We start from the raw sequence: 15,823 nt of genomic DNA, 5'->3' as shown, positions 1-15,823 counted from the left end.
GAGGAGTCCTCTGCCAGGTTAAAAACTGTTACCCATGTGCTTGAACCGATTTGTCACCTATGTGGGTGAGTCGTACCGCCAAGACCTTTTGCCTTCTTTTGTGGCGTTTGACAAAAGAAGGTCGCCGGGAGGCGAAACGGGAGCCATCAGCAGAACACCGATAAGCGGCCTAAACACCGAAAATAACAGCACATCCCTACAAACTTGCCAGCCCGGTATCAAACAAGCCGCCCCTCAAAGAAAGGTGCGCTTTTCATTCAAGCTTCCTACAAACCTACATCAAGCAACCCACCACCACCCACCTCATCCACAAACCCAGCGACGTTCATCTAACTGTCACATTGGTTTCATAGAGTGTTCACAAGGCCTGCTGATACTTGGGCCCGTTCCATCCAACACTAATCCTGCTAGGAGCAAGGCATGAAACTGAAGCGTTTGATGGCGGCCCTGACGTTCGCCGCTACCGGCGTAGGCGCCGTAACCGCAATGGCTGCCATCGACCCGGCTCTGCCGACCTATGAAAAGACTTCCGGTGTATCGGGTAACCTGTCCAGCGTCGGTTCCGACACCCTGGCCAACCTGATGACCCTGTGGGCAGAGGACTACAAGAAGCTCTACCCCAACGTGAACATCCAGATTCAGGCCGCTGGTTCCTCCACCGCGCCACCCGCTCTGACCGAAGGTACCTCCAACCTCGGCCCGATGAGCCGCAAGATGAAGGACAACGAGCTGCAGGCCTTCGAAGAGAAGTACGGCTACAAGCCGACCGCCATCCCGGTCGCCATCGACGCCCTGGCCGTGTTCGTGCACAAGGACAACCCGATCAAGCAGCTGACCATGCAACAGGTCGATGCCATCTTCTCCAGCACCCGTCTGTGCGGTGAAGCCAAGGAAATCAAAACCTGGGGCGACGCTGGCCTGACCGGTGACTGGGCGGCCAAGCCGATCCAGCTGTTCGGTCGTAACTCGGTATCCGGCACCTACGGTTACTTCAAGGAAGAAGCCCTGTGCAAAGGTGACTTCCGCTCCAACGTCAACGAGCAGCCGGGTTCGGCTTCCGTGGTGCAGTCGATCTCCAGCACCGTCAACGCCATCGGTTACTCGGGTATCGGTTACCGCACTGCCAGCGTTCGCGCCGTTGCCCTGGTGAACAAGAAGGGTGAGGTCGAAGAGGCTACCGAAGCCAACGCCCTGTCCGGCAAGTACCCGCTGTCGCGCTTCCTCTACGTCTACGTCAACAAGGCGCCGAACAAGCCGCTGGATCCGCTGGAGGCCGAGTTCGTGAAGATGGTGCTGTCCAAGCAAGGCCAGGAAATCGTGGTCAAGGATGGCTACATCCCGCTGCCGTCGAAAGTGGTCGAGAAGACCAAGAAAGAACTGGGCCTGTAATTCAGCCCGGCAGGGCGCTGGCAGCGATGTCATGCGCCCTGTACGACACGCCCGCGACTCCTGTGAGTCGTGGGCGTTGTCGCGTCACTGCGCTGTAATTTTTCTGTCATACAAGCCCGATAGAGTGAAGCACCTCACAATGTGCGGGCGATGTCCGCCGTGCCCGAGACCTCCTCATGAATGACCTGGCCAATAACCGCATGAGCGCTTCCGATAGCCACCGGATCGACTTCGATACCCCCGTCCTGAAACGCAAGCGCCGGATTCGTGCGCTCAAGGATCGCGCCGCGCGCTGGTACGTTTCCATTGGTGGTCTGGCCGTACTGGCCTGCATCACCCTGATCTTCTTCTACCTCGCCTACGTCGTGGCGCCGATGTTCGCCGGTGCCGACATGGAGGCGCGCAAGGTTCAGCAGCCGGCCTGGCTGGCCGAGCAGGGCGAGCCGCTGATGCTGGCGCTCGAAGAGCAGAACAAGGTCGCCATGCGCCTGTCGCGCAGCGGCCAGGTGCAGTTCTTCATGCTCAAGGATGGTGCGGCGCTCAAGGCCATGCAGATCCAGTTGCCGGCAGGCGTCAGCATCGTCTCCCATGCCGAGGATCAACCCGGTAGCCATCGTGCCGTACTGGGCCTGTCCAACGGTCAGGTGCTGGTGTTCCAGGTTGCCTACAAGGTGACCTACCCGAACAACGTCAAGACCATCGAGCCGCAGATCCAGTACCCCTTCGGCGAGGCGCCGATCAGCCTCGACAGCCAAGGGCGTGCCATCGAACACGTGGCTATGAGCGAGAACGGCGAAAGCCTGATGCTCAGCGGCTCGGTCGGCGCCGAACTGCAACTGCTGAACATCAGCCGCGAAGAGAACATGATGACCGATGAGGTCACGCTCGAGGAAACGCGCATCGATCTGCCGCAGATCGCCGAGCCGATCAAGGCCATGGTCATCGACCCGCGTCAGCAGTGGCTGTTCGTGGTCAACGGCAAGGCCACGGTCGATGTCTTCGACCTGCGCAGCAAGTCGCTCAATGGCCGCTACACGCTGCTGCAGGGCGACGCCGAAGTGAGCACGGTCAATCCGTTGCTCGGCGGTATCTCGCTGATGATCGGTGACACTCGAGGCGGCATCGCCCAGTGGTTCATGGTGCGCGACGCCGACGGCAAGTCCGTGCTGACCCGCATCCGTGACTTCAAGCTGGGCAACGCCGCGATTACCCAGATCATCCCCGAAGAGCGCCGCAAGGGCTTCATTGCGCTGGATGCCGAGGGCCGCATGGGCATCTTCCACAGCACCGCACACCGCACCCTGCTGACCGAGAAGATCGCCGACGGCGCCAGCATCGGCGCTCTGTCGCCGCGTGCCAACCGCCTGCTGGTGGAGTCGGACGGCAAGCTGCAGCGCTTCTACATCGACAACCCGCACCCGGAAATCTCCTGGAGCGCGCTGTGGGGCAAGGTCTGGTACGAGAGCTATGACGAGCCCAAGCAGGTCTGGCAGTCGACTTCGGCCAACGGCGACTTCGAGCCCAAGCTGAGCCTGGCGCCGCTGACCTTCGGCACGCTGAAAGCCGCCTTCTACGCCATGCTCCTGGCCGCCCCGCTGGCTATTTGCGCGGCGATCTACACCGCCTACTTCATGGCCCCGGCCATGCGCCGCAAGGTCAAGCCGGTGATCGAGCTGATGGAAGCGCTGCCGACGGTGATCCTCGGCTTCTTCGCCGGCCTGTTCCTGGCACCCTACGTCGAAGGCCATCTGCCGGGCATCTTCAGCCTGCTGTTGCTGACCCCGGTCGGCGTGCTGCTGGCCGCCTATGGCTGGAGCCGCCTGCCGGAGCGCATCCGCCTGATCATCCCGGATGGCTGGGAAGCCGCGCTGTTGATCCCGGTGATCCTGCTGGTCGGTACCGGTTCGCTGGGCATGAGCGGTCACCTGGAGAACTGGTTCTTCGGCGGCGACATGCGCCACTGGATCAACCACGAACTGGGCATCAACTTCGACCAGCGCAACGCTCTGGTGGTCGGCCTGGCCATGGGCTTCGCGGTGATCCCGAACATCTACTCGATCGCCGAAGACGCCGTGTTCAGCGTACCCAAGAGCCTGACCTTCGGCTCCCTGGCCCTCGGTGCCACGCCCTGGCAGACCCTGACCCGTGTGGTGATCCTCACCGCCAGCCCGGGCATCTTCTCGGCGCTGATGATCGGCCTGGGCCGCGCCGTCGGCGAGACCATGATCGTGCTGATGGCCACCGGCAACACGCCGATCATGGACATGAACATCTTCGAGGGTCTGCGCACGCTGGCCGCCAACGTCGCGGTGGAAATGCCCGAGTCCGAGGTGGGCAGCACCCACTACCGCGTGCTGTTCCTCTCCGCGCTGGTGCTGCTGAGCTTCACCTTCGTGATGAATACCTTGGCGGAGCTGATCCGTAACCGTCTGCGCAAGAAATACGCGTCGCTCTGAGAACTGGGGAAGACAGATGTCCTTGAAAAGCAAAGAGCAAAACTTCGCCACCTGGTTCAAGGGTGGCTCGCCCTGGGTGTGGATGACCGCCAGCGGCGTGTCGATCGCGGTGATCGTCACCATCGGCCTGCTCGCCGTGATCGCCGTGCGCGGCCTCGCTCACTTCTGGCCGGCCGACGTGATCGAAGCCACGTATCAGGTGCCGGGCGAAGCGCCGCGCGTGATGGCGGGCGAGCTGGTGCAGGAAGAGCTGGTGCCGCGTGCGCGTCTGGCCGATGCCGGCCTGCCGGTGGACGTCAACGGCGGCGAGTTCCTTACCCGTGAGTTGTTCAAGGTGGGTAACCGCGAAGTCTACGGTGCCGACTTCAGCTGGGTCGTCGCCGAGTGGATGAAGGATCTGCGCACGCCGCAGGCGCTGCTGGTGCTCGAGCGCCGTGAGTGGGGCAACTTCTACGGCTACCTGCTCGAGGTCAAGGAAAGCGGCCAGGTGGTGGCCCAGGGCGATGCCGCCTGGGCCGAGCTGCAGCAGCGCATCGCCCGTGTCGATGGCCTGCAGAGCAAGCTGGCCGCGTTGCAGAAGAGCGATATCGGCAGCATCAACCACGGTCTCGAACAGCTGCGCCTGCAGGCGCGCCGACTGGAATTGGGCGGTAAGCTGGACGCCGCCGCACAGGCCGACATGGACGCCCGTCGTGCCGAACTCGATGCGCAGTACAAGGTGCTCGAAGGCCAACTGGTCGACCTCAACCAGCAACTGGCGCGCGACAGCATCCGGGTCAAGACCGTCGATGGTCGTGAGCAGGACATCGCCCTGAGCAAGGTGGTGCGGGCCTACCAGCCCAATGCCATGGGCACCGGCGCCAAGCTCGGCTTCTATTTCGCCAAACTGTGGGAGTTCGTCAGCGACGAGCCACGCGAGGCCAACACCGAGGGCGGCATCTTCCCGGCCATCTTCGGCACCGTGATGATGACCCTGATCATGGCCGTGATCGTCACCCCGTTCGGCGTGCTGGCGGCCATCTACCTGCGTGAGTACGCCAAGCAGGGCACCCTGACGCGCATCATCCGTATCGCCGTGAACAACCTGGCGGGCGTTCCGGCCATCGTCTACGGCGTGTTCGGCCTGGGCTTCTTCGTTTACGTGCTGGGTGGCTCGATCGACCGCCTGTTCTTCCCCGAAGCGGCGCCGGCGCCGACCTTCGGCACGCCAGGCTTGCTGTGGGCTTCGTTGACCCTGGCGATCCTCGCCGTGCCGGTGGTGATCGTCGCCACCGAGGAAGGTCTGGCACGTATCCCCCGCGCCCTGCGCGAAGGTTCGCTGGCGCTCGGGGCAACCAAGGCCGAGACGCTGTGGAAAGTGGTGCTGCCGATGGCCAGCCCGGCGATGATGACCGGCATGATCCTCGCCGTGGCCCGTGCCGCTGGCGAAGTGGCGCCGCTGATGCTGGTCGGCGTGGTCAAGCTGGCGCCGAGCCTGCCGGTCGATGCCAACTACCCGTATCTGCACCTGGATCAGAAGATCATGCACCTGGGCTTCCACATCTACGACGTCGGCTTCCAGAGCCCCAACGTCGAGGCCGCCCGCCCGCTGGTGTACGCCACCGCGTTGCTGCTGGTGCTGGTGATCGTCCTGCTCAACCTGAGCGCCGTCTTCATCCGTAACCACCTGCGCGAGAAGTACAAGGCGCTGGATCACTAATTCTGCTGCAGGCCGCACGCTGCAGGCGTCAGGCACAAGCCGACCTGCAGCCTGCCGCTTGAAGCCTAGGGCCTCCGAAGGAGACTGTTATGCAACACGAAGTACACACCCACGGTATCGACATGGCCGCTCTTGGCCGCCAGAAGCAGGGCCTGAAACTGGCCGACGAGACCGTCGCCCTGGAAGTGCCCGGCCTGAACCTGTTCTACGGCGACAAGCAGGCGCTATTCGACGTGTCGATGAACATTCCCAAGCAGCGCGTCACCGCCTTCATCGGCCCGTCGGGCTGCGGCAAGTCGACCCTGCTGCGTACCTTCAACCGCATGAACGACCTGGTCGATGGCTGCCGCGTCGACGGCGAGATCCTCCTCGACGGGCAGGACATCTACCAGAAGGGCGTGGACGTCGCCGAACTGCGTCGTCGCGTCGGCATGGTGTTCCAGAAGCCCAACCCCTTCCCCAAGAGCATCTACGAGAACGTGGTCTACGGCCTGCGCATCCAGGGCGTGAACCAGAAGCGTGTGCTCGACGAGACCGTCGAGTGGGCCCTGAAGAGCGCGGCGCTGTGGGACGAAGTGAAGGATCGCCTGCATGACTCGGCACTGGGCCTGTCCGGCGGTCAGCAGCAGCGTCTGGTGATCGCCCGTACCGTGGCGGTGCAGCCCGAAGTGCTGCTGCTCGACGAACCCTGCTCGGCGCTCGATCCGATCTCCACGCTGAAGGTCGAAGAGCTGATCTACGAATTGAAATCCAAGTACACCATCGTCATCGTCACCCACAACATGCAGCAGGCGGCGCGGGTCTCCGACTACACCGCGTTCATGTACATGGGCAAACTCATCGAGTTCGGCGACACCGATACGCTGTTCACCAACCCGGCCAAGAAGCAGACCGAAGACTACATCACCGGTCGTTACGGTTGAGGGCAGCGGCAAGCTACACGCCGCAAGCTGCCAGCCAGCTCGCGGCAACCAGACACTTCACCGATCGGCTTGCAGCTTGGAGCTTGCCGCTTGAAGCTTTCGCGGAGCGAATTTCATGAACAAAGACAACCTGACCCAGCACATCTCCCAGCAATTCAACGCCGAGCTGGAGGAAGTTCGCAGCCACCTGCTGGCCATGGGTGGCCTGGTGGAAAAACAGGTCAACGACGCCGTTACCGCCCTGATCGACGCCGACTCAGGTTTGGCCCAGCAGGTGCGCGAGATCGATGATCAGATCAACCAGATGGAGCGCAACATCGACGAGGAGTGCATCCGCATCCTCGCCCGTCGCCAGCCGGCAGCCTCCGACCTGCGTCTGATCATCAGCATCTCCAAGTCGGTGATCGACCTCGAACGCATCGGCGACGAGTCCACCAAGATCGCCAAGCGCGCCATCCAGCTCAGCGAAGAAGGCGAGGCGCCGAAAGGCTACGTGGAGATTCGTCATATCGGCGACCAGGTGCGCAAGATGGTGCGCGATGCGCTGGACGCCTTCGCCCGCTTCGATGCCGAACTGGCCCTGGCCGTGGCTCAGCACGACAAGACCGTCGACCGCGAGTACAAGACCGCGCTGCGCGAACTGGTCACCTACATGATGGAAGACCCGCGCTCGATCTCCCGCGTAATCAACGTGATCTGGGTGCTGCGTTCGCTGGAGCGGATTGGCGATCATGCGCGCAACATCGCCGAACTGGTGATCTACCTGGTGCGCGGCACCGACGTTCGTCACCTGGGCCTGACCCGCATGCGTGAAGAGGTCGAGGGCAAGCCAGGGGCCTGATACCTGGCGCTGAACAAACGGCCCGCCTATGCGGGCCGTTTCGTTTACGCGATTTGCATGTTGTCCGACGTTTTCCGTTGGCCTTTGGCGACTGGCCATGACTATGCTTAGCGTCATTGATACAGGAGTAGCCGATGAGCAAAGTCAGTGTGCTGGTAGTGGACGACGCGACCTTCATTCGAGATCTGGTCAAGAAGGGGTTGCGCGACAACTTTCCCGGCGTACAGATCGAAGAGGCAATCAACGGTCGCAAGGCCCAGCAGATGCTGACGCGCCAGGCGGTCGACCTGATCCTGTGTGATTGGGAAATGCCGGAGATGTCTGGTCTCGAACTGCTGACCTGGTGCCGTGAGCAGGAAAGCCTCAAGGGCGTTCCGTTCATCATGGTGACCAGCCGTGGCGACAAGGAAAACGTGGTGCAGGCCATTCAGGCCGGGGTCTCCGACTTCATCGGCAAGCCCTTCTCCAACGAGCAACTGGTCACCAAGGTGAAGAAGGCCATGAGCCGCGCTGGCAAGCTGCAGGCGCTGGTTTCCGGTGCCGCGCCCAAGATGCTCGGCAGCGGCGCGCTGGCCAATGATTCCCTGGCCGCCTTGACCGGTGGCAAGGCCGAGGTGGTCAAATCGACTGCCAAGCCTGCCGCCAGCGCGGATGCCGCCGCCGTGTTCGCCAAGCCGGCAGCGCCTGCGGCCAAGGCGTCCGCGGCGCCGAGTGGCCGTGGTCAGGGCCAGTTGCGCCTGCCCGGCGGCAGCATGCCCTGCGTGATCAAGGCGCTGAGCCTCAAGGAGGCACTGCTGCTGGTCAAGCGCGTCGAGTTGCTGCCGCAGGTACTGGAAAGCGCCGTGCTCGATCTGGAGCAGGGCGAGGCGGCGGAAACGGCGCGCCTCAACGGTTACCTGCATGCGGTGGTGGCCCATGAGCCCAAGCCCGACAGCGAGTGGCTGCAACTGACCTTCCGCTTCGTCGACCGTGACCCGCAGAAGCTCGATTACCTGTCGCGTCTGATCGCGCGCGGCACGGCGCAGAAGCATTTCGTCCCCGGCGCGTAGCTCGGACGCAATCCGGCGCTCCTTCGCATCAGGCTGGGCCATGGCGGTGAGCCGGTTCACAGCCTGACGGTCGGTAGCTCGCGCCAGCCCTTCAGCGCTGCTAGTCTTTCCAACCCGGATATCAAAAAGCCATTCGATCCGAGTAGTCATGCTAGGGCGTCTGATTCTTCTCTGCAGTCTGCTGGCCCTGAGCGGCCAGGTGGCTGCCCTGACCATCTACAAGTACGTCGACAAGAACGGCGTGGTCACCTATAGCGACCAGGCCGCGCCCGGCGCGCAGGTGTTCGTGTTCAACGACCGCATGGTCGAGCGCCTCGATACCCAGGTGAAGCTGGAAACCAAGAAGCACGAGGCCGGTGAGACCTTGCTGGTGCGCAACGACCTGTTCGCCCCCGTGGAAGTCGAGTTGAAGCTGGAGCAGGTGCAGAACGCCGTCGGCGCACCGGACAAGCCGATTCGCTGGGTGCTGCCGCCGCGCAGCCACATCCGCCTCGCCACGCTGACCGCCGAAGACCCATCCAAGCCCCTGCGCTACAAGCCCAAGCTGCGCTACGCGCTGGGTGATCCGCGCCTGCAGCCGAGCATTCATCGTTATCCGCTGCCCTGGCGTGGCGGGCCCTTCCGCCTGACCCAGGGTGCCAACGGCACCTACAGCCACTTCACACCCAAGGGCCGCTACGCGGTCGACATCGCCATGCCCGAGGGCACGCCCATCGTCGCCGCGCGCGGCGGTGTGGTGGTCAAGACCGAGGGCCAGCAGAGCGGGCGTGGCAACAACCCGGCCGGCAACTTCGTGCGCATCCTGCATGACGACGGCACCATGGGTGTCTACCTGCACCTGATGCGCGGCTCGGTCAGTGTCAAGGAGGGCCAGCGCGTGGAGACCGGCACCCTGCTCGCACGCTCCGGCAACACCGGCAACAGCACCGGCCCGCATCTGCACTTCGTGGTGCAGCGCAATGTCGGCCTGGCCGTCGAGTCCATCCCGTTCAACTTCCGCCAGCCGGTGGACAGCCTGCCCAATTTCGCCGTCGGCGGCGAATAGCCCCGCCGCCGTTCAATCGCGTCTCCCCGACTTAAGCCCCTCGATCCGAATGTCGCCTGTGTAAAGGGCACCTCCGTCGTGCGCGCCGCACGGGCGGAAGGTGTCTTTCCGCTCGTCTTCCGCTGCCGTGCGGGCGGAAATGATTTTTCACCGACTGCCAAGGCCAAACCCTTGTGAATCAAGGGTTTCAGCTGTTGGCACCGCTATTGCTATCTCACAGGAAAACGGGTGTCCGACTATGGCTATCGATACAGACTACGTACAGAGCATGGCGACCCAGCTGGCCCAATATGAAGTACAGGGCCAACTGGCCAAGGCCGATCGCAACCAGGCCGCTTATAAGGCCCAGCTCAACGCCTTGACCACGCTGGACACGGCGCTGAAGGCGTTCAAGTCCAGCGCCAGTGGCCTGAAGAGCGCTGGCAGCAGCATGCTGATCAACAGCGCCACGTTCAGCCAGGAGGGTTATGCCACCGCGACGGTCAGCAGCAAGGCGGTCAGCGGCAGCTACGACTTCTTCGTCGAGCAGCTTGCCAGCAAGAGCCAGCTGGCGCTCGAAGGCCTGCAGGATTCGGATCTGGGCAGCGGTAGCCTGACCCTCGGTCAGGGCAGCGACTCGTTCACCATCGACCTCAGCGCCACCAGCACGCTCGACCAGGTGGCCGCCGCCATCAACGGCGCGGCTGACAACACCGGGGTCAAGGCGACGCTGGTGCGCAGCAACGGCCAGGTCAATCTGGTGCTGACCAGTGAAAAGACCGGTGCCGATCAGGCCATCAGCCTGTCCGCCAGCGGCAATGCCGCGGTGCAGAACGCGGTGGCCAACAAGCGCGAACTGTCCGTGGCCAAGGACGCCATCGTGCGTCTGGGCGGCGAGGCTGGCATCGAATTGCGCAGCAGCAGCAACACCTTCGACAACGTCATCGACGGCGTCAGCCTGACTTTCAGCAAGGCTCAGCAGAGTGGCGACGCCCCGATCAGCGTCGACATTGCCCAGGATCAGAAGGCCACCAAGGAAAAGGCGCAGTCCTTCATCACCGCCTTCAACACCCTGATGAGCAGCTTCGACTCGCTGACCGCCAGCGGTGGCGAAAACGGCACCCGTGCAGCCCTGGCCGGTGATGCCAGCGTGCGTGCCATCGAAGGCATGCTCAACCAGATGATTCGTACCTCGTTCGGTGGCGTCAGCCTGATCGAATACGGCATCGCCGCCGATCGCAACGGCAAGCTCACGCTCGATGCCGCACGCTTCGAGAAGGCCATCGCGGCCAACCCCGAAGGCTTCGACAAGCTGTTCAGCGGCAAGGGCAACCTGCTCGAAACCCTGGACAAGAACCTGGCGGCCTACACCAGCAGCGCCGGTGGCCTGCTCACCGACCGCAAGGACAACCTCAACAACCAGCTGCGCCGTGTCGACGAGCAGCTCGACACCATCCAGAAGCAATACGACTCCTACTACAACCGCTATCTCCGCCAGTACACCAGCCTGATGCAGACCATGGCGGCGATGGAACAGACATCCGGAATGTTCTGATGAGCGCCTATACCTTCAACGAAAGCTACGACAACTACCGCACCGTCGACCTCGAGGCGCGCGCTGCCGCCGCCTCGCCCTACGAGCTGGTGCTGGTGCTGTTCGACGGTCTGCTCGACGAGCTGGCGCGCGCCCGTGGCCATATCGAAGCCAAGCGCTACCAGCAGAAGGGGCAGTCGCTGGAGAAGTGCCTGAACATCCTCGGTGGTCTCAACGGCGCGCTCGATTACGAGAACGGTGGCGAGGTGGTGCAGGGCCTGGCGCGTCTCTATGACTACTGCATCTATCGCCTCTCGGACGTCAGCGTGACCCTCTCGCTGGAAGGTCTCGACGAAGTCGTCGGCCTGGTCGGCGTGCTGCGCGAGGGCTGGGAAGGCGTGAATGCAGCGCGCAAGTGAATTGCGCGCCCTGGAGCAGTTGCATGAGCAGTTGGACGAAGCACTGCGCCAGGGCGACTGGACACGTATCGCCGAGATCGATTCGGTGATCCGTGCCTGCCTGCAGTTGCTGACCGGCCTGCCGTCGCTCTCCGCCGAGGTGCGTGCGGCCAAGCACAGGCTGCAGCAGTTGCACAGCCAGGCGCTAAGCGCCTGTGCCGAAGAATGCGAACGGGTGCGGCGGATACTCCTGACGCATCTTGAATACGCCGAAGGGCGCAGTGCCTACATGCACGTCGATCTGTTCCAGGGTGGGAGTTAACAGGTGTTGCAGATGATCCCCAGCAGTGCGCAGAGCACGTCCGGTGCAGCCGGTGGCGAGACCTTGCCGGCCGGTTTTGCGCAGGCCCAGACGGCCAGCGGCGAGGGCGTGCTGCCGGTATTCGACCTGCAACTGGCCAGTACGCCAGAGGCGCAGGCGATCACGGTGCATGCGCTGAGTGCTCCGGCCGCAGAGGCTGAGGTTGCCGAGATTGCAGCCGAGCCGAATGTCGAGCAGTGGCTGCAGGGCATGCTGGATCAACAGCAGGTGCAGGTGGAGGCGCGCGAAGGCCAGCCAGAGGTCGCCGTGCGGGATAGCGAGGAGCAGGCGCCTGAGCCACTCGACGCCGAGCCTGTGGTGAATCCGCAGGCGCCGGTGCTGCAACGCCAGGCCGAGCCGCTGCCGGCAGCGGCCAATGAACCTGTGCCGAAGTCTCGGGTGGTGCTGCCGGGCGTCGCCAACGCCGTATCTGTGCCGGCGCTGGCCCTACCGGTACACGACAAGAGCGTGGTACTGCCGACGGAGCTGAGCGAGGCCGGCGATACGGCCCTGGATTTCAGCCTGCTGGAACGCAGCAGTGCCACCCACCAGGACGCCGACGGCAGCACGCCGACCACCAGCAATCCACCCGCACCCGCCTCGCAGGCGGTGACCGGCGAGCGCGCCCTGCGTCTGCACGGTGCCCCGGCACAGTGGGGCGAGCAGATGCTGCAAAGCCTGCGCGAGCATGTCGACCTGCAGATCAACCAGCGCATCCAGAACGCCACCATCCGTCTCGACCCGCCTGAACTGGGCAGTCTGGAGATTTACCTGAGCCACGAATCCGGTCGTCTCAGCGTGCACCTGTCGGCGGCCAACGGTGACGTTGCCAGGCTGCTGCAGCAGACCAGCGAGCGTTTGCGCCAGGAACTGGTCGGGCAGAACTTCGTGCAGGTCAACGTGCAGGTCTCTGCCGACGCCCAGGGTGGTCGTCAGCAGGGCCAGACGCCGCGCCAGGCCTGGGCCGCCGATGAACAGGTGGCGGCAGCCAGCATCCTGCCGAGCGAAAACGAGCGCAACACCACGGAGTCGACCCGCGATGTGCTGGTCACCGTCTAATCCTTGCAAGTGAATCGAGAGTAGTTATGACAGCGCCGCGGATCCTCCTCCTGCTGGTTATCCTCAACACCCTGGTGGTGATCGGTAGCACGGTTTTCAATTACACCCAGATCAAGGCTCTGCAGTCCGGCCAGAGCGCGACCGGTGCGGCACCTGCCGAAGCTGAAGGCGAAGGCGAGAAGGTCGAGTATCAGTTCTTCCCCATCGAGAAGGTCATCGTCAGCCTCAAGGGGCAGACCCGCGAGCATTACTTCGTCCTCGATCTGGTGCTGCAGACCGACATCGAAGCGGATCCGAAGAAGCTCGAGCAGATCGACCCGATGGTGCGTAACTCGGTGGTCGCTCACCTCTCGGCGATGACCTTCGAGCAACTGCGCGCGATGCCCATCCCGGAATTGCAAAGCACCCTGGAGCGCGCGCTGTTCGACGACTTCGCCAGCAAGAAGCTGGCGATTCCCTTTGCCAACGTGCTGGTCAGCAAGCTGATCGTCCAGTAGCGCGCCGCCACGCGGCGATGCCGAAACCGGAGCAGACCTTAACCATGAACGCCACCTGCGCCATCGACTACCGCTACGCCGCCGAACAGGGCGGTGCGGCCCTGTTCGCCCCTGGCGCCGAGCAGAAGTGGTTGCTGCAGTACCTGCCGCTGGTCAAGCGCATCGTCCGCCAGCTGTCGCTGCAGGCCAACCAGGTGCTCGACCGCGAGGACATGGAGCAGATCGGCCTGATGGGCTTGCTCGACAGCCTGCGTCGCTACGGCACGCCGGACGAGCAGTTCGGCCGTTTCGCCGCGCTGCGCGTGCGCGGTGCGATTCTCGACGAGCTGCGCCGCCAGGACTGGCGACCGCGCCAGGTGCGTCAGCAGACGCACAAGATGCGGGATGCCATCCGCCAACTGACGCGCCAGCTCGGGCGCATGCCGCAGGACGAGGAAATCCTCGCGGCCACCGGCATGAGTGCCAAGGATTATCAGGATTTCCTCCAGGCCGATGCCTGCGAGGCCATCGAGAGCCTCGACGAGTTGCTGCAAAACGGTCACGAGGCCTTTATCGAAGGGGGCAGCGCCGTCGAGGAGCGTGTGCTCAAGGAACGCCTGCTGGCGCAGGCCCTGAGCCAGCTCAGTGAGCGCGAACAACTGGTGCTGACCCTTTACTACCAACACGAGCTGAGCCTCAAGGAAATCGCCCTGGTGCTGGAGTTGAGCGACGCGCGCGTCTGCCAACTGAGCAAGCAGGCGATCGCCAAGGCCAGCCGCTACCTGAACGAGAGAGGCTAGGGTGCAGAAGTTACTCGGTGCATTGATCATCGTCGCCTGCGTGCTGGGCGGCTACATCATGGCGCACGGCCAATTGGCCATGCTCTGGCAGCCGGCCGAGGTGATCATCATCCTTGGTGCCGGTCTGGGCGCCCTGGTGGTGGCCAACCCCAAGGACGTGCTGATGGAAATGCTGCACCAGATCAAGGACGTGTTCGTCTACAAGAAGCGTGGCGAGGAATTCCAGCGCCAGTTGCTGATGCTGCTCTACGAGCTGCTGGAAATGGTCGAGGTCGGCGGCCTCAAGGTGCTCGATGCGCACATCGAGGAGCCCGAGCAGAGCGACCTGTTCGCCAAGTACCCCTTGATCCGTCAGGAAAAGAACCTGATGGCCTTCATCGCCGACAACTTCCGCCTGATGGCCATGGGCAAGATCAGCGCGCACGAACTCGAAGGCTTCCTCGAGCAGGAACTGGAGGCCATGGAGCACGTGCTGCTGCAGCCGTCGCGCTCGCTGCACAAGATCGGTGAGGCCATGCCCGGCTTCGGCATCCTCGCGGCGATCCTCGGCATCGTCATCACCATGGGCAACATCGGTGGCTCGGTGGCCGAGATCGGCGCCCACGTGGCCGCGGCGCTGGTGGGCACCTTCCTCGGCATCTTCATGTGCTACTGCGTGATGGATCCGCTGTCGAGCGCCATGGGCCAACGCATCAAGACCGAGATGTCGGCGCTCGAATGCGTGCGCACCACCCTGGTCGCCCACGTCGCCGGCAAGCCGACGCTGCTGGCGGTGGACGCCGGGCGCAAGCTGATCGAGCAGGACGTCAAGCCGGCCTTCAAGCAGCTGGAGATCTGGGTCAACCGCTACGAGGATGAAAGGGACGCGGCATGAAGAAGCGTGGCGGCGAAGAACACGAGATCATCGTCAAGCGGCGCAGCAAGAAGGGCGGCCACGACGAGCATGGTGGTGCCTGGAAGGTAGCCTTCGCCGACTTCACCATGGCCATGATGGCGCTGTTCATGGTGCTGTGGATCATTCAGCCGCAAACCCAGGAAGCCAGCCGCGCCAATGCCGACATGATGAACAACCCGCTGGTCGACGGCGGTGCTGGTGTCTTCGACGGCAACAGCACCACGCCGCTGGATCTCGATGGCGTGCCGGTGCAGGTCAGCCCGCGCCAGGATCGCGAGAACCAGGCGCGCACGCCAGACGAAGACCCCGGCGCGAGCATGGACGATGCGACACCAGGTGCACCGCGCCGGCCGCACTATGACGACCCGGAGCAGATGCAGGAGCTGGCCAAGCTGATGCAGGAACTGGCGCTGCAACTGGACGCCGAGGCCAATGTCGAGATCAAGGTCGTGCCACAGGGCCTGCGCATCCTGATCAAGGATGACCAGAAGCGTTTCATGTTCAACCGTGGCAGCTCGCAGCTCGATCCGCAGTTCGAGATCCTCCTCAAGCGCCTGGCCGGCATTCTGGCCAAGGTCGATAACCACCTGATCATCAGTGGCCACACCGACTCCACGCCCTACCGAGGTATCGTCGGCGGTTACAACAACTGGAACCTGTCCGGCGACCGTGCCCTGCGCGCGCGCAACGTGCTGGTCGACGGCGGGCTGCCGGGTACTTCGGTGCTGCAGGTCACGGCCCAGGCCGACGGCATGCCGCTGCTACCGAACGATACGCAAAATGGCGCTAATCGCCGCATCGAGCTGCTGCTGCTGACCACGCGGGCCGAGGGGCTCTATCGGCAGCTGTTCGGCGAGCAGCAGGCGCGTGTCGAGTATCGCGAAAAAGGCGCGCGCTTCAGCGCGCCGGAGGGCTGACG

15 protein-coding genes are annotated in these 15,823 nt (G+C 63.5%); all 15 read left to right on the top strand.

What is annotated here, in order from left to right; all coding sequences use genetic code 11:
- Positions 1-420 precede the first annotated feature (420 nt).
- The 15 genes from VC352_RS11085 (at position 421) to VC352_RS11015 (ending at position 15,821) form a co-directional block, all read left to right on the top strand.
- Positions 421-1,389, top strand: a complete 969-nt coding sequence (locus VC352_RS11085; protein ID WP_322979612.1) for a phosphate ABC transporter substrate-binding protein PstS — start codon at positions 421-423, stop codon at positions 1,387-1,389.
- A gap of 176 nt (positions 1,390-1,565) precedes the next feature.
- Positions 1,566-3,845 (top strand): ABC transporter permease subunit, encoded by a 2,280-nt coding sequence (locus VC352_RS11080; protein ID WP_322979611.1) that lies wholly within the window; start codon positions 1,566-1,568, stop codon positions 3,843-3,845.
- A gap of 16 nt (positions 3,846-3,861) precedes the next feature.
- On the top strand, positions 3,862-5,544 hold the full coding sequence (gene pstA, locus VC352_RS11075; RefSeq protein ID WP_322979610.1) for a phosphate ABC transporter permease PstA: 1,683 nt from the start codon (positions 3,862-3,864) through the stop codon (positions 5,542-5,544).
- Positions 5,545-5,633: 89 nt separating this feature from the next.
- On the top strand, positions 5,634-6,467 hold the full coding sequence (gene pstB, locus VC352_RS11070; RefSeq protein ID WP_322979609.1) for a phosphate ABC transporter ATP-binding protein PstB: 834 nt from the start codon (positions 5,634-5,636) through the stop codon (positions 6,465-6,467).
- A 115-nt stretch (positions 6,468-6,582) separates the two neighbouring features.
- On the top strand, positions 6,583-7,308 hold the full coding sequence (phoU, locus tag VC352_RS11065) for a phosphate signaling complex protein PhoU (protein ID WP_322979608.1): 726 nt from the start codon (positions 6,583-6,585) through the stop codon (positions 7,306-7,308).
- Between the two features lie 134 nt (positions 7,309-7,442).
- Complete coding sequence (locus VC352_RS11060) at positions 7,443-8,357, top strand: response regulator (protein WP_322979607.1); 915 nt, start codon at positions 7,443-7,445, stop codon at positions 8,355-8,357.
- 148 nt (positions 8,358-8,505) lie between these two features.
- Positions 8,506-9,402, top strand: coding sequence for a peptidoglycan DD-metalloendopeptidase family protein (locus tag VC352_RS11055; protein WP_322979606.1), 897 nt, complete (start codon positions 8,506-8,508; stop codon positions 9,400-9,402).
- A 238-nt stretch (positions 9,403-9,640) separates the two neighbouring features.
- Positions 9,641-10,936, top strand: a complete 1,296-nt coding sequence (fliD, locus tag VC352_RS11050; RefSeq protein ID WP_322979605.1) for a flagellar filament capping protein FliD — start codon at positions 9,641-9,643, stop codon at positions 10,934-10,936.
- Complete coding sequence (gene fliS, locus VC352_RS11045) at positions 10,936-11,334, top strand: flagellar export chaperone FliS (protein ID WP_322979604.1); 399 nt, start codon at positions 10,936-10,938, stop codon at positions 11,332-11,334. The genes fliD and fliS overlap by 1 nt, the downstream gene beginning before the upstream one ends.
- Complete coding sequence (locus VC352_RS11040) at positions 11,318-11,635, top strand: hypothetical protein (protein ID WP_322979603.1); 318 nt, start codon at positions 11,318-11,320, stop codon at positions 11,633-11,635. Before fliS ends, VC352_RS11040 begins: the two co-directional genes overlap by 17 nt.
- A 12-nt stretch (positions 11,636-11,647) precedes the next feature.
- Positions 11,648-12,733, top strand: a complete 1,086-nt coding sequence (locus tag VC352_RS11035) for a flagellar hook-length control protein FliK (RefSeq protein WP_322979602.1) — start codon at positions 11,648-11,650, stop codon at positions 12,731-12,733.
- 26 nt (positions 12,734-12,759) lie between these two features.
- Complete coding sequence (locus VC352_RS11030; protein ID WP_322979601.1) at positions 12,760-13,230, top strand: flagellar basal body-associated FliL family protein; 471 nt, start codon at positions 12,760-12,762, stop codon at positions 13,228-13,230.
- 44 nt (positions 13,231-13,274) lie between these two features.
- On the top strand, positions 13,275-14,009 hold the full coding sequence (locus tag VC352_RS11025) for a FliA/WhiG family RNA polymerase sigma factor (RefSeq protein ID WP_322979600.1): 735 nt from the start codon (positions 13,275-13,277) through the stop codon (positions 14,007-14,009).
- 1 nt (position 14,010) lies between these two features.
- A complete protein-coding gene (motA, locus tag VC352_RS11020) occupies positions 14,011-14,883 on the top strand; it encodes a flagellar motor stator protein MotA (RefSeq protein WP_322979599.1) in 873 nt (290 codons plus the stop codon).
- On the top strand, positions 14,880-15,821 hold the full coding sequence (locus tag VC352_RS11015) for an OmpA family protein (protein WP_322979598.1): 942 nt from the start codon (positions 14,880-14,882) through the stop codon (positions 15,819-15,821). Before motA ends, VC352_RS11015 begins: the two co-directional genes overlap by 4 nt.
- Positions 15,822-15,823: the final 2 nt, after the last annotated feature.

Origin of the sequence: Pseudomonas sp. C11, assembly GCF_034683865.1 — a bacterium.
GTDB lineage: Bacteria > Pseudomonadota > Gammaproteobacteria > Pseudomonadales > Pseudomonadaceae > Aquipseudomonas.
The sequence above is the reverse complement of the archived record's forward strand: the minus strand, read 5'-3'. Positions and strand labels throughout refer to the sequence as shown.

Coding starts and splice junctions, on each gene's coding strand:
- VC352_RS11085 (WP_322979612.1), top strand. CDS start 421: ATGAAACTGAAGCGTTTGATGGCGGCCCTGACGTTCGCCGCTACCGGC.
- VC352_RS11080 (WP_322979611.1), top strand. CDS start 1,566: ATGAATGACCTGGCCAATAACCGCATGAGCGCTTCCGATAGCCACCGG.
- pstA (WP_322979610.1), top strand. CDS start 3,862: ATGTCCTTGAAAAGCAAAGAGCAAAACTTCGCCACCTGGTTCAAGGGT.
- pstB (WP_322979609.1), top strand. CDS start 5,634: ATGCAACACGAAGTACACACCCACGGTATCGACATGGCCGCTCTTGGC.
- phoU (WP_322979608.1), top strand. CDS start 6,583: ATGAACAAAGACAACCTGACCCAGCACATCTCCCAGCAATTCAACGCC.
- VC352_RS11060 (WP_322979607.1), top strand. CDS start 7,443: ATGAGCAAAGTCAGTGTGCTGGTAGTGGACGACGCGACCTTCATTCGA.
- VC352_RS11055 (WP_322979606.1), top strand. CDS start 8,506: ATGCTAGGGCGTCTGATTCTTCTCTGCAGTCTGCTGGCCCTGAGCGGC.
- fliD (WP_322979605.1), top strand. CDS start 9,641: ATGGCTATCGATACAGACTACGTACAGAGCATGGCGACCCAGCTGGCC.
- fliS (WP_322979604.1), top strand. CDS start 10,936: ATGAGCGCCTATACCTTCAACGAAAGCTACGACAACTACCGCACCGTC.
- VC352_RS11040 (WP_322979603.1), top strand. CDS start 11,318: ATGCAGCGCGCAAGTGAATTGCGCGCCCTGGAGCAGTTGCATGAGCAG.
- VC352_RS11035 (WP_322979602.1), top strand. CDS start 11,648: ATGATCCCCAGCAGTGCGCAGAGCACGTCCGGTGCAGCCGGTGGCGAG.
- VC352_RS11030 (WP_322979601.1), top strand. CDS start 12,760: ATGACAGCGCCGCGGATCCTCCTCCTGCTGGTTATCCTCAACACCCTG.
- VC352_RS11025 (WP_322979600.1), top strand. CDS start 13,275: ATGAACGCCACCTGCGCCATCGACTACCGCTACGCCGCCGAACAGGGC.
- VC352_RS11015 (WP_322979598.1), top strand. CDS start 14,880: ATGAAGAAGCGTGGCGGCGAAGAACACGAGATCATCGTCAAGCGGCGC.